We start from the raw sequence: 22,393 nt of genomic DNA, 5'->3' as shown, positions 1-22,393 counted from the left end.
TGGCCGCAGCCGCCGGAGTTTGCCGGGGGCGGGCAGAAAATTCCTGCAAATTGGGTGTTTGAGCGACTATGGCCGATCCGCTGCAATTCATTCAGGAAGTCCGTCAGGAGGCCGGCAAGGTCACTTGGCCGACTCGCCGTGAGACGTTGATCACGACGGGTCTCGTCATCACGATGGTCATTCTTGCGAGCCTGTTCTTTCTCGCCGTCGATGAAATTTTACAATTGGTTGTCCGCTTCGTCCTGAACGTCGGGCATTGATTCGAGGGGTTTTTCGGTTTCGTCATGAGCATGCGCTGGTACATCGTCCACGCCTATTCCAATTTCGAGAAGAAGGTCGCTGAATCGATCCGCGAGCAGGCGGCGCAGCGCAATCTGTCCGAGAAGTTCGAGGAAATCCTCGTGCCGACCGAGCACGTTGTCGAGGTGCGCAAGGGTCGCAAGGTCAATTCCGAGCGGAAGTTCTTCCCCGGCTATGTGCTCGTCAAATGTGACCTGACGGACGACATCTATCACCTGATCAAGAACACGCCGAAGGTGACGGGCTTCCTTGGCGCCGACAAGAAGCCGATGCCGATTTCGGATGCTGAGGCCGACCGGATCAAGGGCCAGGTGGCTGATGGTGTCGATCGGCCGAAGTCGACGATCTCCTACGAGATCGGCGAGACGGTGCGGGTCGCTGACGGCCCGTTCGCGTCCTTCAACGGCACGGTCGAGGAAGTCGACGAGGCCCGCTCGCGCGTCAAGGTCGCAGTCTCGATCTTCGGCCGCGCAACGCCAGTCGAGCTCGAATATTCGCAGGTCGAGAAAGTTTAAGAATTTTCGGTGCTTGCACCGAAATGGGCGATGCCCTAAAGGCTCGCCTTCCGCTGTGGGAGAAAGGTCCGGTCTGCCGCCGGGTCGCCTTTTGTACCACAATCCGCAACTCCGATCTTAAGATCGGCTTGTAGGAGATTGAAATGGCAAAGAAAGTTGCCGGTTATATTAAATTGCAGGTTCCGGCCGGCGCCGCCAATCCGTCGCCGCCTATCGGCCCGGCGCTTGGTCAGCGCGGCCTCAACATCATGGAATTCTGCAAGGCCTTCAATGCCAAGACCGCGCAGATGGAAAAGGGGACGCCGATCCCCGTCGTCATCACCGCTTATCAGGACCGCTCCTTCACCTTCGAGATGAAGCTGCCGCCGGTCACCTTTTTTCTGAAAAGGGCCGCAGGCATCACCTCCGGTTCGAAGACCACGGGCCGTGGCTTTGTCGGTCGCGTGACCAAGGCTCAGATCAACGAGATCGCCGAAAAGAAGCTGCCGGATCTAAATTGCGCGACCGTCGAGGCCGCTGCCAAGATGATCGAGGGCTCCGCCCGCTCGATCGGCCTTGAAGTGGTGGGGTGAAGCCATGACCCATATTGCAAAGCGCGTTGTTAAATCCCGCGAAGGCATCGAGCGCACCAAGCTTTATCCGATCAGCGAGGCCGTAAAGCTTGTCAAGGAACGGGCGAGCGCCAAGTTTGACGAGACGGTCGAGATCGCCATGAACCTCGGCGTCGACCCCAAGCATGCGGATCAGATGGTCCGCGGCGTGGTCAATCTGCCGAACGGCACGGGCCGCACGCTGCGCGTTGCCGTGTTCGCACGTGGCGCCAAGGCTGATGAGGCCAAGGCGGCTGGCGCGGATATCGTCGGCGCGGAAGATCTGGTGGCGACCGTTCAGGGCGGCCAGATCGATTTCGATCGCTGCATCGCGACGCCGGATATGATGCCGCTCGTCGGTCGCCTTGGTAAGGTGCTGGGCCCGCGCGGCCTGATGCCGAACCCCAAGGTCGGAACGGTGACCATGGATGTCACGGCTGCGGTCAAGGCGTCGAAGGGTGGTGCGGTCGAATTTCGTGTGGAAAAGGCCGGCATCATTCAGGGCAGCGTCGGCAAGGCATCCTTCGATGAAACGAAGCTGGTCGAGAATATCGCGGCCTTCGTCGATGCCGTCGCCAAGGCCAAGCCGCAAGGCGCAAAAGGCACCTATATTCAACGGGTTGCCATCTCCTCGACGATGGGGCCTGGGGTCAAGGTCGATCCAGCCACCGTCCATGCATAAGAGTGTCCGGGACTGATTATCAGGGTTCTTGACAAGCTGAAAAAAAGCTGAATCAACCCCTTGGCATATTAGGGTCTTGCGTTTAAATAGACGGCTCGGGGTTGCTGGCTCTGCCGCAGCCCCGAACCCATTTAGCTTCCGCGTCTCGACACGCAGTCTTTCATTAGGCGGCGTGAAGAAGGCGCGGCGGAATGACCGGTGAACTGGCGGATTTCGATCCACTTGGTTTCTCCGGTCATGTCCTGTCCGAGACTGCCGGCGTCCAATATGGGGTTTTCGAACTCCACAAGGACTTAATGTCGAAGACGCGCGTCCGGTTCCGGTGTTTCGGTTTCGGATTGCACGTTCGAGATGCCAGCATAGACGGGGTCGAAGCGGAATACGAAGCGCAGGTGCGGCAGTTCCTGCAGCCTTTGATTTTGGTCGAATCCCTCTGTCCGGGACGCGGGGCGTTCCGGAGGACAGGCGTAGCGCCGTGCGACAGCCGGCTGACGCAACCAAGCGGGTGTGAATCCCGCGAGACAGAGAGAGTATTGTGGACAGAGCTGAGAAGAAAGCCGCTGTCGCCGCTCTGAACGAGGTCTTTAACAAGACGTCGGTTGTGGTGGTGGCGCATTATTCCGGCTTGACGGTGGCCCAGATGCAAAATCTGCGTAAGCAGATGCGCGACGCGGGCGCCACGGTTCAAGTCGCAAAAAATCGCCTTGCCAAGATCGCCCTGGAAGGAACCGACACAAGCTCGATTACGAGCCTGCTGAAGGGACCGACCCTGCTTGCCTATTCGCAGGATCCGGTGGCGGCCGCCAAGGTCGCCGTCGGCTTTGCCAAGGATAACGAGAAGCTCGTGATCCTCGGTGGCGCGATGGGAAAAACGTCGCTCAATCCGGAGGCCATCAAGTCGCTCGCGACTTTGCCGTCTTTGGACGAATTGCGCGCCAAGCTCGTTGGGCTCATCCAGGCGCCGGCGACAAAACTCGCGCAGCTTTCGACCGCACCGGCTGCCAAGCTGGCGCGTGTCATTTCTGCCTATGCGAACAAGGACGCCGCCTGACGGCCGTCTCAAAATTTTCAGCTATTCACGACCAAATTCGAAGGAAAACTTGCAATGGCCAATCTGGAAAAAATCGTCGAAGACCTTTCGAGCCTGACGGTTCTCGAAGCCGCGGAACTCGCCAAGCTACTTGAAGACAAGTGGGGCGTCTCGGCCGCTGCGGCGGTTGCCGTCGCTGCCGGCCCGGCTGCTGCTGCCGCCGCTCCGGTCGAAGAGAAGACCGAGTTCACGGTCGTTCTCTCTGCCGTCGGCGACAAGAAGATCGAAGTTATTAAGGAAGTCCGTGCCGTCACCGGTCTTGGCCTGAAGGAAGCCAAGGATCTCGTCGAAGGCGCGCCGAAGCCCGTCAAGGAAGGCGTGACCAAAGAGGAAGCCGAGAAGATCAAGGCGACCCTCGAGAAGGTCGGCGCGAAGGTCGAGCTTAAGTGAGTTGCGGCGGGATCGCGCGCGGTCCCGTTTTTTGATCGAGCGGCTCCGAGGCGTGCTTCGGGGCCGTTCAGCCGTTCCTTATCCGGCTGGTCGATTGAATTTTTTGATGGGGAAGGGCCCAAAACACCCTGCGGACGTCTGTGGCCGCGCAATGTTTTCGGGATGCATGCGGCATCCTGCGCAAACTAACCTGCGAGGAGCACGATGGCCCAACCCATAACGCAAACTTTCTCTGGCCGGAAGCGGGTTCGCAAGTTTTTCGGACACATTCGCGAAGTGGCGGAAATGCCGAACCTCATCGAGGTTCAGAAGGCATCCTACGATCAATTTCTGCTCGTTAACGAGCCCGAGGGCGGCCGCCCGAACGAAGGCCTCGAGTCCGTGTTCCGCTCGGTCTTCCCGATCTCCGATTTCGCGGGCGTGTCGCAGCTCGAGTTCCTGAAATACGTTTTCGAACAGCCGAAGTACGATGTCGACGAGTGTCGTCAGCGCGGCATGACCTTCGCTGCGCCGCTGAAAGTCACGCTGCGCCTCATCGTATTCGATGTCGATCCGGAAACCGGCGCCAAGTCCGTCAAGGATATCAAAGAGCAGGACGTCTATATGGGCGATATGCCCTTCATGACGTCGAACGGCACCTTTGTCGTCAACGGCACCGAGCGCGTCATCGTCTCGCAGATGCATCGCTCGCCGGGCGTCTTCTTCGATCACGACAAGGGCAAGAGCCACTCTTCGGGCAAGCTGCTTTTCGCGGCGCGTATCATTCCGTATCGCGGCTCCTGGCTCGATATCGAGTTTGATGCCAAGGATATCGTCTATGCGCGTATCGACCGCCGCCGGAAAATCCCGGTGACGTCGCTGCTTTTTGCGCTTGGCATGGACGGCGAAGAAATTCTCAGCACGTTCTATAACACCGTCATCTACACGCGGGCCGGTGAAGGCTGGCGCGTGCCCTTTGACGCGGAGCGGATGAAGGGTGTCAAGGCCACCGAAAATATGATCGACGCCGATACCGGCGAAGTCGCGGTCGAAGCAGGCAAGAAGCTCACTGTCCGTGCGGCGCGGCAATTGGTCGAAAGGGGCCTGAAGGCGATCCGCGCGCAGGATGTGGACCTGCATGGCCAGTACATCGCGACCGACCTCTACAATCCCAGTACCGGCGAAATTTTCGCCGAGGCGGGTGACGAGATCACCGCGAAGACTCTGCCGGCCCTGATCGAGGCGGGCTTCGAGGAACTCCCGATACTCGATATCGACCATATCAACATCGGGCCCTATATCCGTAACACGCTCGCGGTCGACAAGAACTCCTCGCGCGAGGAAGCATTGTTCGACATCTACCGTGTCATGCGTCCAGGCGAGCCGCCGACGCTCGATACGGCGGAAGCGATGTTCCATTCGCTCTTCTTCGACGACGAGCGCTACGATCTCTCGGCCGTCGGCCGCGTCAAGATGAACATGCGCCTCGATCTCGATGCGCCGGATACGATGCGCGTCCTGCGCAAGGCCGATATCGTTGCGGTCGTGCGGGCGCTTGTCGATCTGCGCGATGGACGTGGCGAGATCGACGACATCGATCACCTCGGCAACCGGCGTGTGCGCTCGGTCGGCGAATTGATGGAAAATCAATATCGCCTCGGCCTGCTGCGCATGGAGCGCGCGATCAAGGAGCGCATGTCCTCAGTCGATATCGACACGGTCATGCCGCAGGATTTGATCAACGCGAAGCCCGCGGCCGCGGCGGTGCGCGAGTTTTTTGGCTCGTCGCAGCTCTCGCAGTTCATGGATCAGACCAATCCGCTGTCGGAGATCACCCACAAGCGACGCCTCTCGGCGCTTGGCCCGGGTGGCTTGACGCGCGAGCGCGCCGGCTTCGAAGTGCGCGACGTGCATCCGACGCATTACGGCCGCATCTGTCCGATCGAGACGCCGGAAGGCCCGAACATCGGCCTCATCAATTCGCTCGCCACATTTGCGCGCGTGAACAAGTATGGCTTCATCGAGTCGCCATATCGCCGCGTCAAGGACAGTTTGGTGACGGATGAAGTCATCTACCTGTCGGCGATGGAAGAGTCGAAGCATTACGTCGCCCAGGCCAATGCGCCGGTTGATGGTCAGCGCCATCTGACCGAAGACCTCGTTGTCTGCCGTCATGCCGGCGACGTCATCATGGTCCCGGCCGAACGTGTGGACTTCATGGACGTGTCGCCGAAGCAGCTTGTCTCGGTGGCTGCGGCGCTCATCCCGTTCCTTGAGAACGACGACGCGAACCGCGCGTTGATGGGCTCTAACATGCAGCGCCAGGCGGTGCCGCTTGTGAAGGCTGATGCGCCGTTCGTCGGCACGGGCATGGAATCGGTGGTTGCGCGTGATTCGGGCGCGGCGATCGCGGCACGTCGCGCGGGTGTTGTCGATCAGATCGATGCGACTCGTATCGTTGTGCGTGCAACGGAAGAGGCCGACCCGAGCAAACCCGGCGTCGACATCTACCGGTTGCTCAAGTTCCAGCGTTCGAATCAGTCGACCTGCATCAACCAGAAGCCGCTGGTGCGTGTCGGCGATTTAGTTCGCAAGGGCGACATCCTCGCTGACGGCCCCTCGACCGATCTCGGCGATCTCGCGCTTGGCCGCAACGTGCTCGTCGCGTTCATGCCGTGGAACGGCTATAACTTCGAAGATTCGATCCTGCTCAACGAGCGGATCGTCAAGGACGACGTTTTCACTTCGATTCACATCGATGAATTCGAGGTGATGGCGCGCGACACCAAGCTCGGCCCGGAAGAAATCACGCGCGACATTCCCAACGTCTCGGAAGAGGCGCTGAAGAATCTCGACGAGGCTGGCATCGTCTATATCGGCGCGGAAGTACAGGCGGGCGATATCCTCTGCGGCAAGATCACGCCGAAGGGTGAGAGCCCGATGACGCCGGAAGAGAAGCTCTTGCGCGCCATCTTCGGCGAGAAGGCGTCCGATGTGCGTGACACGTCGATGCGTGTTCCGCCGGGCGTCCAGGGCACGATCGTCGAAGTGCGCGTCTTCAATCGGCACGGCGTCGAGAAGGATGAGCGCGCTCAGGCGATCGAGCGCGAGGAAATCGAGCGGCTCGCCAAGGACCGTGACGACGAGCTCGCAATTCTCGACCGTAACGTTTACAGCCGCCTCGCGGAATTGCTCTCCGGCAAGACGGCGATCTCGGGCCCGAAGGGCTTTAAGAAGGACACGGTGCTGTCGCGCGATATCCTCGAGAGCCATCCGCGTTCGCAATGGTGGATCTTCGCCGTCGAGGACGACAAGCTCATGGCCGAGACCGAGGCCATGCGTAAGCAATATGACGAGGCCAAGAAGGGGCTGGAAAGCCGCTTCCTCGACAAGGTCGAGAAGTTGCAGCGTGGCGATGAATTGCCGCCCGGCGTGATGAAGATGGTGAAAGTCTTCGTCGCGGTGAAGCGCAAGATTCAGCCGGGCGACAAGATGGCCGGCCGTCACGGCAACAAGGGTGTCGTTTCGAAGATCGTGCCGCCGGAGGACATGCCGTTCCTTGCCGACGGGACGCCGGTCGATATCGTGCTCAATCCGCTCGGCGTGCCGAGCCGCATGAATGTTGGCCAGATTCTGGAAACGCACCTTGGCTGGGCCTGCGCTGGTCTCGGCAAGCAGGTCAGCGACGCAGTGAATGCCTATCAGCGGAGCCACGATGCGGGCCCGCTGCGTGGCACGCTGAGCCACATCTACGGTGCCAAGAAGGAAATCGACGCGCTGTCGGAAGAGACCCTGCTTGAAGTTGGCGAAAATCTGCGGCGCGGTGTTCCGATCGCGACACCGGTCTTCGACGGTGCACACGAGAAAGACATCGTCGATATGCTGAACGAAGCCGGGCTCGATGCCTCCGGCCAAGTGACGCTTTACGACGGGCGCACGGGTGAGTCGTTCGATCGCAAAGTGACGGTCGGCTACATATATATGTTGAAGCTGCACCATCTGGTGGACGATAAGATCCACGCGCGCTCGATCGGGCCTTACAGTCTCGTCACCCAGCAGCCGCTGGGCGGCAAGGCGCAGTTCGGCGGCCAGCGCTTCGGCGAAATGGAAGTCTGGGCGCTTGAGGCTTATGGCGCCGCCTACACCTTGCAGGAGATGCTGACGGTGAAGTCGGACGACGTCGCGGGCCGTACGAAGGTCTATGAATCGATCGTGCGCGGCGACGACGCGTTTGAATCCGGCATTCCGGAAAGCTTCAACGTGCTCGTCAAGGAGATGCGTTCGCTCGGCCTCAATGTCGAGCTGACGATGGCGGCGAAGCCGGAGGAGCTGCCGCCGGCAGAGGCGGCCGAGTAAGTCTGGCATCGAATGGCTCGCCAGTATCGCGAGCAAGGCGAAGCGATCCGGTCAATCCGGGTTGCTTCGTCGCCGAGCGCCTCGCAATAGCGCGTTATGCATGAGTGAGCGTTTTTAGAAATTTCGCCCGCGGCCCGGTGGTCGCCCGCGCGGGCAGGTCAGGAGAAGACGATGAATCAAGAGGTCATGAATCTCTTCAGTCCGGTCGTAGCGCCGCAGGCGTTCGACCAGATCCAGATCTCGATCGCGAGCCCGGAGAAGATTCTCTCTTGGTCGTTCGGCGAAATTAAAAAGCCAGAGACGATCAATTACCGGACCTTCAAGCCGGAGCGCGACGGTCTATTCTGCGCCCGTATCTTCGGGCCGATCAAGGACTATGAGTGCTTGTGCGGCAAGTACAAGCGGATGAAGTACAAGGGCGTCATCTGCGAAAAGTGCGGCGTTGAGGTGACCCTCTCGCGCGTGCGGCGCGAGCGCATGGGCAATATTTCGCTTGCCGCCCCCGTCGCCCACATCTGGTTCCTCAAGTCGTTGCCGTCGCGCATCGGGCTTCTGCTCGACATGGCGCTGAAGGACCTTGAGCGCATTCTCTATTTCGAGTCGTATATCGTTCTCGACCCAGGTCTCACGCCGCTCAAGGACCGTCAGCTCCTGAACGAGGAAGAATACCTGCGTGCGCAGGACGAATATGGCCAGGATTCCTTCACAGCCATGATCGGCGCGGAAGCGATCCGCGAGATTCTGCGCTCGCTCGATCTGCAGAAGATCGCCGAGCAGCTTAAAGTCGAAATCTCCGAGGCGACGACCGAGCTGAAGCCGAAAAAGCTCGCCAAGCGGCTGAAGATCATCGAGGCGTTCATTCACTCGGGCAACAAGCCCGAATGGATGATCCTGACCGAGATTCCGGTCATCCCGCCGGATCTGCGTCCGCTCGTGCCGCTCGACGGCGGCCGATTCGCGACCTCGGACCTGAACGACCTTTATCGCCGCGTCATCAACCGCAACAATCGTCTGAAGCGGCTGATCGAACTGCGCGCGCCGGACATCATCATCCGTAACGAGAAGCGCATGCTTCAAGAAGCGGTCGATGCTTTGTTCGACAACGGACGCCGCGGCCGCGTGATCACGGGCGCCAACAAGCGGCCGCTGAAGTCGCTGGCCGACATGCTGAAGGGCAAGCAGGGCCGCTTCCGCCAGAACCTGCTTGGCAAGCGCGTCGACTATTCCGGCCGTTCGGTCATCGTCGTCGGTCCGGAGCTCAAGCTGCACCAGTGCGGCCTGCCGAAGAAGATGGCGCTCGAACTCTTCAAGCCGTTCATCTACTCGCGCCTCGACGCCAAGGGCTTTTCGGCCACCGTCAAGCAGGCGAAAAAGCTCGTTGAGAAAGAGAAGCCGGAAGTTTGGGATATCCTCGATGAGGTTATCCGCGAACATCCGGTGATGCTGAACCGCGCGCCGACGCTGCACAGGCTTGGCATTCAGGCTTTCGAGCCGAAGCTTATCGAAGGTAAAGCGATCCAACTGCATCCGCTCGTCTGCGCGGCGTTCAACGCCGACTTCGACGGCGATCAGATGGCCGTTCACGTGCCGCTGTCGCTTGAGGCGCAGCTTGAAGCGCGCGTGCTGATGATGTCGACGAACAATATTCTGCATCCGGCGAATGGTCAGCCGATCATCGTGCCGAGCCAGGATATCGTTCTTGGGCTTTATTATTCGACGCTGATGCGCGACGGCGAGCCGGGGCAGGGCATGGCCTTCTCCGACATCGGCGAGCTTGAGCATGCGTTGAATGCGAAGGCCGTAACCCTGCACACGAAGATCAGGGGCCGCGCCTGGAGCTTCGATGAACAGGGCAATCGCGTCGCGAAGATTTTCGACACGACGCCCGGCCGTCTGTTGCTTGGCCAGCTCGTGCCGAACCACAAGAAGATTCCGTTCGACGTCGTCAACAAGCTGATGACGAAGAAAGAAATCTCCAACATGATCGACGCCGTCTACCGCAATTGCGGTCAGAAGGAGACGGTGATTTTCTGCGACAAGATCATGGCGCTCGGCTTTCGTGAGGCGTTCAAGGCCGGCATTTCGTTCGGCAAGGACGACATGCTTGTGCCGGAGACCAAGAAGAAGATCATCGAGCAGACAACGGCGCTCGCCAAGGAATATGAGCAGCAGTACAACGACGGCCTCATTACCCAAGGCGAGAAGTACAACAAGGTTGTCGATGCCTGGGCGAAGTGCTCCGACAAGCTCGCCGAAGAGATGATGGCGCGTATCTCGGCCGTCCATAAGGACGAGCATGGCCGCGATATGCCGATCAACTCGATTTACATGATGAGTCATTCCGGTGCGCGCGGTTCGCCGACGCAGATGAAGCAGCTCGCCGCGATGCGTGGCCTGATGGCCAAGCCGTCAGGCGAGATCATCGAGAGCCCGATCATCTCGAACTTCAAGGAAGGTCTGACCGTTCTTGAATACTTCAACTCGACCCACGGTGCTCGTAAGGGCCTCGCGGATACGGCGTTGAAGACGGCGAACTCCGGCTATCTGACGCGGCGTCTGGTTGACGTCGCGCAGGATTCGATCATCACGATGGTGGATTGCGGCTCGACGAAGGGCATCCGCATGCGTGCGATCATCGATGCCGGCCAGATCGTTGCGTCGCTCGCGACCCGTATCCTGGGCCGCACCGCCGCGGAGGATCTCAAGAGCCTCGACGGCGAAATCATCGTTCCCGCCGGGACGATGATCGAAGAATGGCACATGGATAAGATCAACGCCGCCGGTATTCAGGAGGTGAAGATCCGCTCCGTTCTCGTCTGCGAGGCGAAGAACGGCGTCTGTGGCACCTGCTACGGACGCGATCTCGCACGCGGCACGCCTGTCAATATGGGCGAAGCCGTCGGCGTCATCGCGGCACAGTCGATCGGCGAGCCGGGTACGCAGCTCACGATGCGCACGTTCCACATCGGTGGCGCGGCGCAGATCGCGGATTCGTCGTTCCTCGAAAGCAATTTCGAAGGCACGGTCAAAATCCGCAACCGGCATCTGGCGCGCAATTCCGATGGCGATCTGATGGTCATGGCGCGTAACGTCGCCGTCGTCATCGAGGGGCCGGATGGAGTCGAGCGTGCGGTGCAGCGCGTGCAATACGGCGCGCGGCTCAAGGTTGATGAGGGTGACAAGATCAAGCGCGGCCAGCGGATTGCCGAATGGGATCCCTATACGCGTCCGATCCTGACCGAGGTGGATGGTATCGTCGGCTTCGAGGACCTCGTTGAAGGTTCCTCGATGTCGGAGGCGGTCGACGAATCGACGGGTATCGCGAAGCGTGTCGTCATCGATTACCGTCTCAACCAGCGTTCCGCGACGTTGAAGCCGGCGATCGTGCTGAAGGGCGCCGACGGCAAGATCCTCAAGCTGCCGCGTGGCGGCGATGCGCGCTACACTTTGCCGGTGGACGCGATCTTGAACGTCGATCCAGGCGCCAAGATGAAGGCCGGCGACATCATCGTGCGTATCTCGATGGAATCGGCCAAGACCCGCGACATCACCGGCGGTCTGCCGCGTGTTGCGGAGCTCTTTGAGGCGCGCCGTCCGAAGGATCACGCGATCATCGCTGAGGCCTCCGGTACGGTGCAATTCGGCCGCGACTACAAGAACAAGACGCGGATTTCAATCGTTCCGAACGAAGAAGGTGCGGAGCCGATCGAATATCTGATCCCGAAGGGCAAGCACATCCATCTCCAGGATGGCGACATCGTGGAGAAGGGCGATTACATCGTCGACGGCAACCCCGCGCCGCACGACATCCTGGCCATCAAGGGCGTCGAGGAACTCGCTGCTTATCTCGTCAACGAGATTCAGGAAGTCTACCGGTTGCAGGGCGTCAACATCAACGACAAGCACATCGAGGTGATTGTCCGGCAGATGTTGCAGAAGGTCGATATCACCGATCCGGGTGATACGGACTTCCTGTCCGGCGAACAGGTCGACCAGATGGATCTTGAAGAAGCCAACGAGAAGGCGCTGTCCGAGGGCGGCAAGCCCGCCAGCGGCACGCCTGTGCTCCTTGGCATCACGAAGGCCTCGCTGCAGACGCGCTCGTTCATCTCCGCCGCCTCCTTCCAGGAGACGACGCGGGTGCTGACCGAGGCCGCCGTCAACGGCAAGACCGATACGCTCGAGGGCCTGAAGGAGAACGTCATTGTAGGCCGGCTCATCCCGGCGGGCACGGGCGCGGCGATGGCGAAACTGCGCCGAATCGCTACGACCCGCGACGAGCTCATCATTGCCCAAAAGGCGACCGACGCGCCGCTCGCCCTCCCGCCGGCGGAAGCCGTTCCGGAAAGCGCTGCGAAGTAAAAAACTGGAAGCCGCCCTCCTTCTGCTGTGGAGAAGGGCGGCTCCGTGCTTGTGACGTGAAATTCCCCTCTGAAAGGGGTTGACGCGTCTCGGGTGTGTCATTAAGTTCCGCCCACTTTCGACAGGTCGTAGGTTCTTTGTTCATCAGGACGTCTCGTCCGGAACGCAGTGAGCCTAAACGCTGTCGGTTTCAGCGTCTGACAAGTCACATCGGGTCCGCGGTTTAACCGTAGACCTTCTGGGGGCAAGACCGGGGCCATGCCGCGGTCCTCTGCGATGTTCCAGCGCCGGAAGCCCTCTCGGGGCTGAAGGCGCTGATTTGTTTATGCGCGACCATAGTTTCGCCGCCCGGCGTGTTGGGCGGAAAGAGTGCTGAAGTTTTAATTGCCGCTTTGGCGGCTGCTTTGGGATTTGAAGGGCGAATATGCCGACGATCAGTCAGTTGATCCGCAAGCCGCGGCAGGAAAAGGTCTATCGTGAGAAAGCGCGCCATCTGCAGGCTTGCCCGCAGAAGCGCGGTGTCTGCACGCGCGTCTATACGACGACGCCGAAAAAGCCGAACTCCGCGCTGCGTAAGGTCGCCAAGGTGCGCCTGACCAACGGCTTCGAGGTCATCGGCTATATCCCGGGCGAAGGCCACAATTTGCAGGAACACTCCGTGGTCATGATCCGCGGCGGCCGCGTCAAGGATTTGCCAGGCGTGCGTTACCACATCCTGCGCGGCGTGCTCGATACGCAAGGCGTCAAGAACCGCAAGCAGCGCCGTTCCAAATACGGTGCCAAGCGGCCGAAGTAAGATTGGCCGGACGCGTTCTGCGGGTCCGGTTTGGTTAAGAGAATTTAACGGATGGCCGCTTTGGCGGTCGACGCAAAGAGAGTGAAGCAATGTCGCGACGTCATCGCGCCGAGAAACGGGAAGTCATTCCGGACGCCAAGTTCGGCGACGTCATTCTGGCCAAGTTCATGAATTCGATCATGTACGACGGCAAGAAGTCGAACGCCGAATCCATCGTCTACGGGGCTTTCGATGTCATCGAGGGCAAGCTGAGGTCCGAGCCGTTGCCGGTCTTCAAGCAGGCGCTGGATAATGTTGCGCCGTCGATTGAAGTTCGTTCGCGCCGCGTCGGTGGCGCCACGTATCAGGTGCCGGTCGAAGTGCGGCCCGAGCGTCGGCAGGCGCTTGCCATCCGATGGATCATCACCGCCGCCCGCGGCCGTAACGACAAGACGATGGTCGACCGGCTATCAGCGGAGCTGATGGATGCTGCCAACAATCGCGGTAACGCAGTGAAGAAGCGGGAAGACACGCACCGGATGGCGGAGGCGAACCGCGCCTTCTCGCATTATCGCTGGTGATTTTTCCGAGACCCTGAAGGAATTCGTTCGATGCCGCGCGTTCATAAAATCCAAGACTACCGAAACTTCGGTATCATGGCGCATATCGACGCGGGTAAGACCACGACGACGGAGCGCATCCTTTTCTATTCCGGCAAGTCGCATAAGATCGGCGAAGTCCATGAGGGCGCCGCCACGATGGACTGGATGGAGCAGGAGCAGGAGCGCGGCATCACGATCACGTCTGCCGCGACCACGACCTTCTGGAACGGCTATCGTCTGAATATTATCGACACGCCCGGCCACGTCGATTTCACGATCGAAGTGGAGCGGTCGCTGCGCGTGCTCGACGGCGCGGTTTGCGTGCTCGACGGCAACCAGGGTGTTGAGCCGCAGACGGAAACCGTATGGCGCCAAGCGGATAAGTATAACGTACCGCGTGTCGTCTTCGTCAATAAGATGGACAAGATCGGCGCCGATTTCTTCCGCTGCGTCGAGGAGATTCATACCAAGGTTGGCGGCCGCCCGATTTGCATTCAATTGCCGATCGGTTCGGAGTCGAATTTCAAAGGCATTATCGATCTCGTACGGATGAAAGCCGTCGTCTGGGAAGACGAGGCGCTTGGTGCCAAATATCACGACGAGGATATTCCAGCCGAGCTGCAGGAGCAGGCGGAAAAATATCGCCACGATTTGGTCGAGGCGGCCGTCGAACTCGATGACGATGTGATGGGTGCTTATCTCGACGGCACCGAACCGGACGAGTCGACGCTCAAGCGCCTCATCCGTAAAGCAGTTCGCGACATCGCCTTTATTCCGGTCCTCTGCGGCTCGGCCTTCAAGAACAAGGGCGTGCAGCCCTTGCTCGACGCCGTTGTCGATTATCTGCCGTCGCCGCTCGATCGCGAGGCGATCAAGGGCGTTGACGTGAACACCGGCGAAGAGACCGTTCGCGTCGCCAATGACGACGAGCCGTTCTCGATGCTTGCCTTCAAGATCATGGACGATCCGTTCGTCGGGTCGCTGACCTTCGCCCGCATCTATTCGGGCAAGATCGATTCGGGCACCACGGTGCTCAATTCGACGAAGGACAAGCGCGAGCGCATCGGCCGTATGTTGCTGATGCACGCCAACAACCGCGAAGACATTAAAGAGGCTTTTGCCGGCGACATCATCGCGCTTGCTGGTCTCAAAGATACGCGCACTGGCGACACGCTATGCGATCAGCAAAAGCCCGTCATTCTTGAGCGGATGGAATTTCCGGAGCCGGTCATCGAGATCGCCATCGAGCCGAAGTCGAAGGCCGACCAGGAGAAGCTTGGCATCGCGCTGTCGAAGCTCGCTGCTGAGGATCCGTCCTTCCGCGTTTCGACGGATCAGGAGTCCGGCCAGACTATTCTGAAGGGCATGGGCGAGCTGCATCTCGACATCAAGGTCGATATTCTGAAGCGTACCTATAAGGTCGACGCCAACATCGGCGCGCCGCAGGTTGCCTATCGCGAGCGCCTGACCAAGCGCGTCGAGAAAGATTATGTCCATAAGAAGCAGACCGGCGGTACGGGTCAGTTCGCGAAGGTGGTCATCATCTTCGAGCCGAACGAGCCAGGCGCTGGCAATGTGTTCGAGTCGAAGATCGTCGGCGGCGCCGTGCCGAAGGAATATATTCCGGGCGTTGAAAAGGGCATCAACAGCGTCATGGGCTCCGGTGTTCTCGCCGGCTTCCCGGTTGTCGACGTCAAGGCGACATTGATCGACGGCGGCTTCCACGACGTCGATTCATCTGTTCTCGCTTTCGAAATCGCTGCGCGCGCTGCGTTCCGCGAGGCGTTGCGCGAGGGCGGCTCGGTATTGCTCGAGCCGATCATGAAGGTCGAAGTGACAACGCCGGAAGATTACACCGGCTCGGTCATGGGCGATCTGCTTGGCCGGCGCGGGCAAGTGCAAGGCCAGGACATGCGCGGCAACGCGGTGGTCATCAATGCGATGGTGCCGCTCGCCAATATGTTTGGTTATGTCAATCAATTGCGGTCCTTCAGCCAGGGCCGTGCTAACTACACGATGCAGTTCGATCACTACGAGCAAGTGCCTGCGGCGGAAGCCGCCAAGGTGCAGGCGAAGTTCGCCTGAGGACTGGGAAAGGGTTGAAGGAGCCGAGTCATGGCCAAAGAAAAATTTTCGCGCAACAAGCCGCATTGTAACATCGGAACGATCGGTCACGTCGATCATGGCAAGACGTCGCTAACTGCGGCGATTACCAAGGTCTTGGCTGAAACGGGCGGTGCGACCTTCACGGCCTATGACCAGATCGACAAGGCGCCGGAAGAAAAGGCGCGCGGCATCACGATCTCGACGGCGCACGTCGAGTACGAGACCAAGGCGCGCCATTATGCGCACGTCGATTGCCCCGGCCACGCCGACTATGTGAAGAACATGATCACCGGCGCAGCGCAGATGGACGGCGCGATCCTCGTCGTGTCGGCTGCTGACGGCCCGATGCCGCAGACCCGCGAGCATATCCTGCTTGCGCGCCAGGTCGGCGTGCCGGCGCTCGTTGTCTTCCTGAATAAGGTCGACATGGTCGACGATCCGGAATTGCTTGAGCTCGTCGAACTCGAAGTCCGCGAGCTTCTGTCGAAGTACGAGTTTCCCGGTGATGATATTCCGATCACCAAGGGCTCGGCTCTTTGCGCGCTTGAGGGCCGCAACCCCGAGATCGGCCATGACGCTGTTCTGGCTCTGATGACGACGGTTGATGATTACATTCCGCAGCCGGAGCGTCCGATCGATCAGCCGTTCCTGATGCCGGTCGAAGACGTGTTCTCGATCTCGGGCCGCGGCACGGTCGTCACGGGCCGTGTCGAGCGCGGCATCGTCAAGGTCGGCGAGGAAGTCGAGATCGTCGGTTTGAAGCCGACCGTCAAGACCACCGTCACTGGCGTCGAAATGTTCCGCAAGCTGCTCGATCAGGGGCAGGCGGGCGACAATATCGGCGCGCTGCTACGCGGCACCAAGCGTGAAGACGTCGAGCGCGGCCAGGTGCTGTGCAAGCCCGGCTCCGTGAAGCCGCACACCAAGTTCAAGGCTGAGGCTTACATCCTCACCAAGGACGAGGGCGGCCGTCACACGCCGTTCTTCACCAACTATCGTCCGCAGTTCTATTTCCGTACGACGGACGTGACCGGTGTCGTCACGCTGCCGGAAGGTACGGAAATGGTCATGCCGGGCGATAACGTAACGATGAGCGTTGAGCTGATCGTGCCGATCGCGATGGAAGAAAAGCTGCGCTTCGCAATTCGCGAAGGTGGCCGCACCGTCGGCGCCGGCGTCGTCGCTTCGATCCAGGAATAAGGTAACTCGGCCGGACGCGGGCTTAAGTCCGCGTCCGATCGTCAAGGAAAAAAGAAGATGAACGGCCAAAACATTCGCATCCGCCTCAAGGCGTTCGATCACCGAATTCTCGACACCTCGACCAAAGAGATCGTGTCGACGGCGAAGCGGACGGGTGCGCAGGTGCGCGGCCCAATTCCGCTGCCGACAAAGATCGAGAAGTTCACGGTCAACCGCTCGCCGCATGTCGATAAGAAATCGCGCGAGCAGTTCGAGATCAGAACCCACAAACGGGTGCTCGATATCGTCGACCCAACGCCGCAGACAGTCGATGCTTTGATGAAGCTCGACCTCGCTGCTGGTGTCGATGTGGAGATCAAGCTTTAAGCGTCGCTGGCGAGAAGTGCATACTTCTCCGATTTTGGCGATGCCATAGAGATTTATGCACTGTCTTATGACGGTGCGATGAAAAGGACGAACGGGCCGGGGCGGAAGCTTTGGTCTTGAAGGACAAAGAACATGCGGTCAGGTGTTATCGCACAGAAGCTGGGCATGACTCGCGTCTTCACAGACGGCGGCGAGCATGTACCGGTCACGGTTCTGAAGCTCGATGGCTGCCAAGTCGTCGCGCAGCGGACCAAAGAGGTGAACGGCTACACAGCCGTGCAGCTGGGCATCGGCCATGCCAAGGTGAAGAACGTGTCGAAGGCCGAGCGCGGCCGGTTCGCGATCGCCAAAGTCGAGCCGCGTCTGAAGCTGGCTGAGTTCCCGGTCGAGGAAGCGACGCTGTTGCCGGTCGGCGCGGAGATCACTGCGGATCATTTCGTCGTCGGTCAGTTCGTCGATGTCACCGGCACGAGCATGGGTAAGGGCTTCGCCGGTCCGATGAAGCGGTGGAACTTCGGCGGTCTGCGCGCGACACACGGTGTCTCGATCTCGCACCGCTCGCATGGTTCGACTGGTGGCCGTCAGGATCCGGGCAAGACCTTCAAGAACAAGAAAATGGCCGGTCATATGGGCGCTGACCGTGTCACGACGTTGAATCTGCGCGTCGTGCAGACCGATGTTGAGCGTGGCCTCATCCTGGTTGAAGGCGCCGTGCCTGGCACCAAGGGCGGTTGGATCTATGTCCGCGATGCCGTGAAGAAGGCGTTGCCGAAGGACGTTCCGCAGCCCGGCAAATATCGTTTGGCCACGGAAGCGCAAGGCGAGACGCCTGCAGGGGCGCCTACGGCGCCGGCGGAAGGAGCTTCGTCGTGAAGATCGACATCACCTCGCTCGAAGGCGGCAGCGCCGGCGAAATTGAATTGAATGATGCCATTTTTGGCCTGGAACCTCGCGCGGACATTCTTGCCCGCATGGTGCGCTACCAGCTCGCCAAGCGCCGGGCCGGCACGCATCAGACGCAGGGCCGCGCCGACGTCGCGCGGACCGGCAAGAAAATGTACAAGCAGAAGGGCACCGGCAATGCCCGCCACGGCTCGGCCCGCGTGCCGCAGTTCCGCGGCGGCGGTCGTGCCTTCGGTCCCGTCACGCGTTCGCATGCGCATGATCTGCCGAAGAAGGTGCGCGCGCTGGCGTTGAAACATGCGCTCTCGGCCAAGGCCAAGGACGGCGGCATCATCGTTTGGGAAAACGCCGAGTTTGCCGAAGGCAAGACCAAGGCGCTGCTTGGCCATTTCGCCAAGCTTGGCCTGACCAATGCGCTGATCATCGACGGCGCGACCGTTGCCGCGAATTTCGGCCAGGCGGCGCGCAACATTCCGTCGATCGATGTTCTGCCTGTGCAAGGCATCAATGTTTACGACATCCTCCGCCGTGAGAAACTGATTCTCACGAAGGCGGCCGTCGATGCGCTGGAGGCGCGTTTCGCATGAGCACGTCGAAGACTTTCGCTACGGCGCGCCACTACGATCTGATCGTCTCTCCGGTTATCACCGAGAAGGCGACGGCGGCGTCGGAGCACAACAAGGTGATTTTCAAGGTCCGCAAGGAAGCGACGAAGCCTGAGATCAAGGCCGCGATCGAGAAGCTATTCGACGTCAAGGTCGAGGCCGTGAACACGCTGGTCCGCAAGGGCAAGCGGAAAGTGTTCAAGGGCGTGCGCGGCGTGCAGTCGGACGTCAAGCAGGCGGTCGTGACGCTGGCCGAAGGGCACAGCATCGACGTGACCACCGGGCTCTGAGGGTAGGATCATGGCACTCAAGACATTCAAGCCCATCACGCCCAGCCTTCGCCAATTGGTGATTGTTGACCGGTCGGAGCTTTACAAGGGCAAGCCGCTCAAGCAGCTCACCGAAGGCAAGTCCTCGTCGGGCGGCCGTAATAACAACGGCCGCATAACTGTTCGCTTTCGTGGCGGCGGCCATAAGCAGACCTACCGGATCATCGACTTCAAGCGCCGTAAGCTTGACATGCCGGCAAAGGTCGAGCGGATCGAATACGATCCGAACCGCACGCCTTTCATCGCGCTCATCCGTTACAGCGACGGTGAGCAGGCTTATATCATCGCGCCGCAGCGCCTTTCGGTCGGCGACGAAGTGATTGCTGGTCAGCAGGTCGATGTGAAGCCGGGCAACGCCATGCCGCTTGCGTCGATGCCGGTCGGCACGATCGTGCATAACGTCGAGATCAAGATCGGCAAGGGCGCCGCTATGGTGCGTTCGGCCGGCAATTTCGCGCAGGTCGTCGGCCGCGATCAGGGCTATGTCATCGTTCGTCTCAATTCCGGCGAGCAGCGGCTTGTTCACGGCCAATGCTTCGCGACGGTCGGCGCGGTGTCGAACCCGGATCATATGAACGCTTCGGTCGGTAAGGCCGGTCGTAGCCGCTGGCTTGGCCGCCGTCCGCATAACCGCGGCGTCACCATGAACCCGGTCGATCACCCGCATGGCGGCGGCGAAGGCCGCACCTCGGGTGGCCGGCATCCGGTCACGCCCTGGGGCAAGCCGACCAAGGGCAAGAAGACCCGCTCGAACAAATCCACTGACAAGTTCATCGTGACCTCGCGTCACAAGAGCAAGAAGAAGGCGTAAAGCAATGGCGCGCTCGCTCTCCAAAGGTCCGTTCGTCGACGGCTATATGCTGAAAAAGGCAGATGCCGCGCGCGGTTCGGGCCGCAACGAAGTTATCAAGATCTGGAGCCGTCGCTCGACGATCCTGCCGCAGTTCGTCGGCCTGACGTTCGGCGTCCATAACGGTCATAAGCACATCCCCGTTATGGTGAGCGAGGATATGATCGGCCACAAGTTCGGCGAGTTCTCGCCCACCCGGACGTTTCACGGACATTCCGGCGACAAAAAAGCCAAGAGAGGCTGAGGCGCATCATGGGCAAGCAGCAAGCGCCGCGCGCTTTGAAGGATAATGAGGCGAAAGCCGTCTGCCGGATGATTCGTGTCAGCCCGCAGAAGCTGAACCTCGTCGCGCAATTGATTCGCGGCAAGAAGGTGGAGCGCGCCTTGGCGGAGCTCGAATTTTCGCGCAAGCGCATTGCGGTCGACGTCAAGAAGACGCTCGAGAGCGCGATCGCCAACGCTGAAAATAATCATAACCTCGATGTCGACGATCTTGTCGTCGCTGAGGCGTTCGTCGGCAAGGGCCTTGTGCTCAAGCGTTTTTCGCCGCGTGCACGCGGTCGCGCCGGGCGGATCGAGAAGCCGTTTTCGAATTTGACCATCGTCGTGCGCGAGGTCGAAGCGCCGGCACCAGCCGGGGCTTGAGGAGCAAGCAATGGGACAGAAAGTCAATCCAATCGGCCTGCGCCTTGGCATCAACCGGACCTGGGATTCGCGCTGGTACGCCAACAAGGGCGAATACGGCAAGCTGCTGCACGAGGACATTCGCATCCGCGAGCTTCTGTTCAAGATGCTCAAGCAGGCGGCCGTGTCGAAGGTCATCATCGAGCGGCCACATAAGAAGTGCCGCGTGACGATCTATTCGGCGCGCCCCGGCGTGGTCATCGGCAAGAAGGGCGCGGACATCGACAAGATCCGCAAGGCCGTCGCGAAGCTCACCGAGTCCGAGGTCGTCATCAATATCGTCGAGGTGCGCAAGCCCGAGGTCGATGCGACATTGATCGCAGACTCGATTGCCCAACAGCTCGAACGCCGCGTGGCTTTCCGCCGCGCAATGAAGCGCGCCGTGCAATCGGCGATGCGTCTTGGCGCTGAAGGCATTCGTATCAATTGCTCTGGTCGTCTTGGCGGCGCCGAAATCGCCCGTCTCGAATGGTATCGCGAGGGCCGGGTGCCGCTGCATACGCTGCGCGCCGACATCGATTATGGCACCGCGACGGCGCATACGGCTTACGGCACGTGCGGCATCAAGGTCTGGGTGTTCAAGGGCGAAATCCTCGAACACGATCCGATGGCGCAGGACAAGAAGATGGCGGAGCAGGATCACGGCGGCGGTGGTGGCGGTGAACGCCGTCCACGGCGCGATCGCGACGCGGCCTGAGAACGACGCGAAGATTTTGAAAGACTAGAACCATGTTGCAACCTAAGCGCACGAAGTTCCGCAAAGCTTTCAAGGGCCGTATTCACGGCGACTCGAAGGCTGGGTACAACCTCGACTTCGGCGAATATGGCCTGAAGGCGATGGAACCCGATCGCGTTACCGCACGCCAGATCGAGGCCGCCCGCCGCGCTATGACGCGGCATATGAAGCGCGCCGGCCGCGTCTGGATTCGCATTTTCCCGGACGTGCCGGTGTCGAAAAAGCCGACGGAAGTCCGCATGGGTAAGGGCAAGGGCGCGCCGGAATTCTGGGCCGTGCGTATCGCGCCCGGCCGTATCATGTTCGAGATCGGCGGCGTGCCGACGGAACTCGCGCGTGAAGCGTTGACGCTGGCAGCCGCTAAGCTGCCAATCAAGACGCGCTTCGTGCAACGTATCGTGGAATAGGAGGCGCACCGTGAAAAACAAGCAACGTTTGTCGGACCTGCGCGTCATGTCCGCGGATCAATTGGAACACGAAGTCCTGAACCTCAAGAAGGAGCAGTTCAATCTGCGCTTTCAGCGGGCGACCGGGCAGCTTCAGGATACGGCGCGGGTGCGCATCGTCCGCCGCGATATCGCGCGGGCGAAGACGATTGCCGCCACGCAAGCTAAGAAAAAGGTTTAAGTCATGCCGAAACGCGTTCTCCAGGGCGTCGTCGTCAGCGACAAGCAGGATAAGACAGTCGTGGTGAAGGTCGAACGGCGTTTCACCCATCCGCTGCTGAAGAAGACTGTGCGGCGGTCGAAGAATTTTCATGCGCACGATGAGGCCAATAAGGCCAAGGTCGGCGATACGGTGCTGATCGAGGAAACTCGTCCGATCTCGCGGCTGAAACGCTGGGTCGTTGTCGAGGGTGCCGCGGCGGCCACAACGAATTAAGCCAGGTCCTGCAAGGGATTCGGGCATTGGAACAAGAAACTCAGGCGAAGTCCGGCGACGGAAACCTGTCTGACAAGAAAGGCGCAAGGCC

At 60.2% G+C, this 22,393-nt stretch carries 24 protein-coding genes; all 24 read left to right on the top strand.

All coding sequences use genetic code 11. The features are described 5' to 3' along the window. Positions 1-68 precede the first annotated feature (68 nt). On the top strand, positions 69-260 hold the full coding sequence (gene secE / locus WDN02_RS16700) for a preprotein translocase subunit SecE (RefSeq protein WP_337294556.1): 192 nt from the start codon (positions 69-71) through the stop codon (positions 258-260). Positions 261-284: 24 nt separating this feature from the next. After that, positions 285-815 (top strand): transcription termination/antitermination protein NusG, encoded by a 531-nt coding sequence (gene nusG, locus WDN02_RS16695; protein ID WP_337294555.1) that lies wholly within the window; start codon positions 285-287, stop codon positions 813-815. A gap of 143 nt (positions 816-958) precedes the next feature. Continuing rightward, positions 959-1,387 (top strand): 50S ribosomal protein L11, encoded by a 429-nt coding sequence (gene rplK, locus WDN02_RS16690; RefSeq protein WP_337294554.1) that lies wholly within the window; start codon positions 959-961, stop codon positions 1,385-1,387. Positions 1,388-1,391: 4 nt separating this feature from the next. Continuing rightward, positions 1,392-2,087, top strand: a complete 696-nt coding sequence (gene rplA, locus WDN02_RS16685; protein ID WP_337294553.1) for a 50S ribosomal protein L1 — start codon at positions 1,392-1,394, stop codon at positions 2,085-2,087. A 191-nt stretch (positions 2,088-2,278) separates the two neighbouring features. Then, positions 2,279-2,662, top strand: coding sequence for a hypothetical protein (locus WDN02_RS16680; RefSeq protein ID WP_337294552.1), 384 nt, complete (start codon positions 2,279-2,281; stop codon positions 2,660-2,662). After that, complete coding sequence (gene rplJ, locus WDN02_RS16675; RefSeq protein WP_337294551.1) at positions 2,623-3,138, top strand: 50S ribosomal protein L10; 516 nt, start codon at positions 2,623-2,625, stop codon at positions 3,136-3,138. Before WDN02_RS16680 ends, rplJ begins: the two co-directional genes overlap by 40 nt. A 54-nt stretch (positions 3,139-3,192) precedes the next feature. Then, positions 3,193-3,567, top strand: coding sequence for a 50S ribosomal protein L7/L12 (gene rplL / locus WDN02_RS16670; protein WP_337294550.1), 375 nt, complete (start codon positions 3,193-3,195; stop codon positions 3,565-3,567). 204 nt (positions 3,568-3,771) lie between these two features. Beyond that, complete coding sequence (gene rpoB, locus WDN02_RS16665) at positions 3,772-7,902, top strand: DNA-directed RNA polymerase subunit beta (protein WP_337294549.1); 4,131 nt, start codon at positions 3,772-3,774, stop codon at positions 7,900-7,902. Between the two features lie 171 nt (positions 7,903-8,073). Then, entirely contained in the window at positions 8,074-12,264 is a 4,191-nt protein-coding gene (gene rpoC, locus WDN02_RS16660; protein WP_337294548.1) for a DNA-directed RNA polymerase subunit beta', read from the top strand. Between the two features lie 424 nt (positions 12,265-12,688). Then, on the top strand, positions 12,689-13,060 hold the full coding sequence (gene rpsL, locus WDN02_RS16655; RefSeq protein WP_297300453.1) for a 30S ribosomal protein S12: 372 nt from the start codon (positions 12,689-12,691) through the stop codon (positions 13,058-13,060). Positions 13,061-13,149: 89 nt separating this feature from the next. After that, entirely contained in the window at positions 13,150-13,620 is a 471-nt protein-coding gene (rpsG, locus tag WDN02_RS16650) for a 30S ribosomal protein S7 (protein ID WP_337294547.1), read from the top strand. A 30-nt stretch (positions 13,621-13,650) separates the two neighbouring features. Further along, entirely contained in the window at positions 13,651-15,726 is a 2,076-nt protein-coding gene (fusA, locus tag WDN02_RS16645; RefSeq protein WP_337294546.1) for an elongation factor G, read from the top strand. A 30-nt stretch (positions 15,727-15,756) separates the two neighbouring features. Continuing rightward, positions 15,757-16,947 (top strand): elongation factor Tu, encoded by a 1,191-nt coding sequence (tuf, locus tag WDN02_RS16640; protein ID WP_337294545.1) that lies wholly within the window; start codon positions 15,757-15,759, stop codon positions 16,945-16,947. Between the two features lie 57 nt (positions 16,948-17,004). Next, entirely contained in the window at positions 17,005-17,313 is a 309-nt protein-coding gene (gene rpsJ / locus WDN02_RS16635) for a 30S ribosomal protein S10 (protein WP_012384350.1), read from the top strand. Positions 17,314-17,445: 132 nt separating this feature from the next. Further along, entirely contained in the window at positions 17,446-18,186 is a 741-nt protein-coding gene (gene rplC / locus WDN02_RS16630) for a 50S ribosomal protein L3 (protein ID WP_337294544.1), read from the top strand. Continuing rightward, positions 18,183-18,803 (top strand): 50S ribosomal protein L4, encoded by a 621-nt coding sequence (gene rplD, locus WDN02_RS16625; protein WP_337294543.1) that lies wholly within the window; start codon positions 18,183-18,185, stop codon positions 18,801-18,803. The genes rplC and rplD overlap by 4 nt, the downstream gene beginning before the upstream one ends. Next, positions 18,800-19,111, top strand: a complete 312-nt coding sequence (locus WDN02_RS16620; RefSeq protein WP_337294542.1) for a 50S ribosomal protein L23 — start codon at positions 18,800-18,802, stop codon at positions 19,109-19,111. Before rplD ends, WDN02_RS16620 begins: the two co-directional genes overlap by 4 nt. Positions 19,112-19,121: 10 nt before the next feature. Then, positions 19,122-19,961 carry a 50S ribosomal protein L2 gene (gene rplB / locus WDN02_RS16615; RefSeq protein WP_337294541.1) on the top strand — a complete coding sequence of 280 codons (840 nt, stop codon included), beginning with the start codon at positions 19,122-19,124 and terminating at the stop codon, positions 19,959-19,961. Between the two features lie 4 nt (positions 19,962-19,965). Then, positions 19,966-20,244 (top strand): 30S ribosomal protein S19, encoded by a 279-nt coding sequence (gene rpsS / locus WDN02_RS16610; protein ID WP_337294540.1) that lies wholly within the window; start codon positions 19,966-19,968, stop codon positions 20,242-20,244. Positions 20,245-20,252: 8 nt separating this feature from the next. Further along, a complete protein-coding gene (rplV, locus tag WDN02_RS16605; protein ID WP_337294539.1) occupies positions 20,253-20,645 on the top strand; it encodes a 50S ribosomal protein L22 in 393 nt (130 codons plus the stop codon). A gap of 10 nt (positions 20,646-20,655) precedes the next feature. After that, positions 20,656-21,381, top strand: a complete 726-nt coding sequence (rpsC, locus tag WDN02_RS16600) for a 30S ribosomal protein S3 (RefSeq protein ID WP_337294538.1) — start codon at positions 20,656-20,658, stop codon at positions 21,379-21,381. Between the two features lie 32 nt (positions 21,382-21,413). Continuing rightward, positions 21,414-21,827 (top strand): 50S ribosomal protein L16, encoded by a 414-nt coding sequence (gene rplP, locus WDN02_RS16595; RefSeq protein WP_337294537.1) that lies wholly within the window; start codon positions 21,414-21,416, stop codon positions 21,825-21,827. Positions 21,828-21,837: 10 nt separating this feature from the next. Continuing rightward, the gene (gene rpmC / locus WDN02_RS16590; RefSeq protein WP_337294536.1) at positions 21,838-22,047 is read left to right on the top strand and encodes a 50S ribosomal protein L29; all 210 of its coding nucleotides are present in this window, start codon (positions 21,838-21,840) and stop codon (positions 22,045-22,047) included. A 3-nt stretch (positions 22,048-22,050) separates the two neighbouring features. After that, positions 22,051-22,302, top strand: coding sequence for a 30S ribosomal protein S17 (gene rpsQ, locus WDN02_RS16585; RefSeq protein WP_337294535.1), 252 nt, complete (start codon positions 22,051-22,053; stop codon positions 22,300-22,302). Positions 22,303-22,393: the final 91 nt, after the last annotated feature.

This window comes from Methylovirgula sp., assembly GCF_037200945.1.
GTDB lineage: Bacteria > Pseudomonadota > Alphaproteobacteria > Rhizobiales > Beijerinckiaceae > Methylovirgula.
The sequence above is the reverse complement of the archived record's forward strand: the minus strand, read 5'-3'. Positions and strand labels throughout refer to the sequence as shown.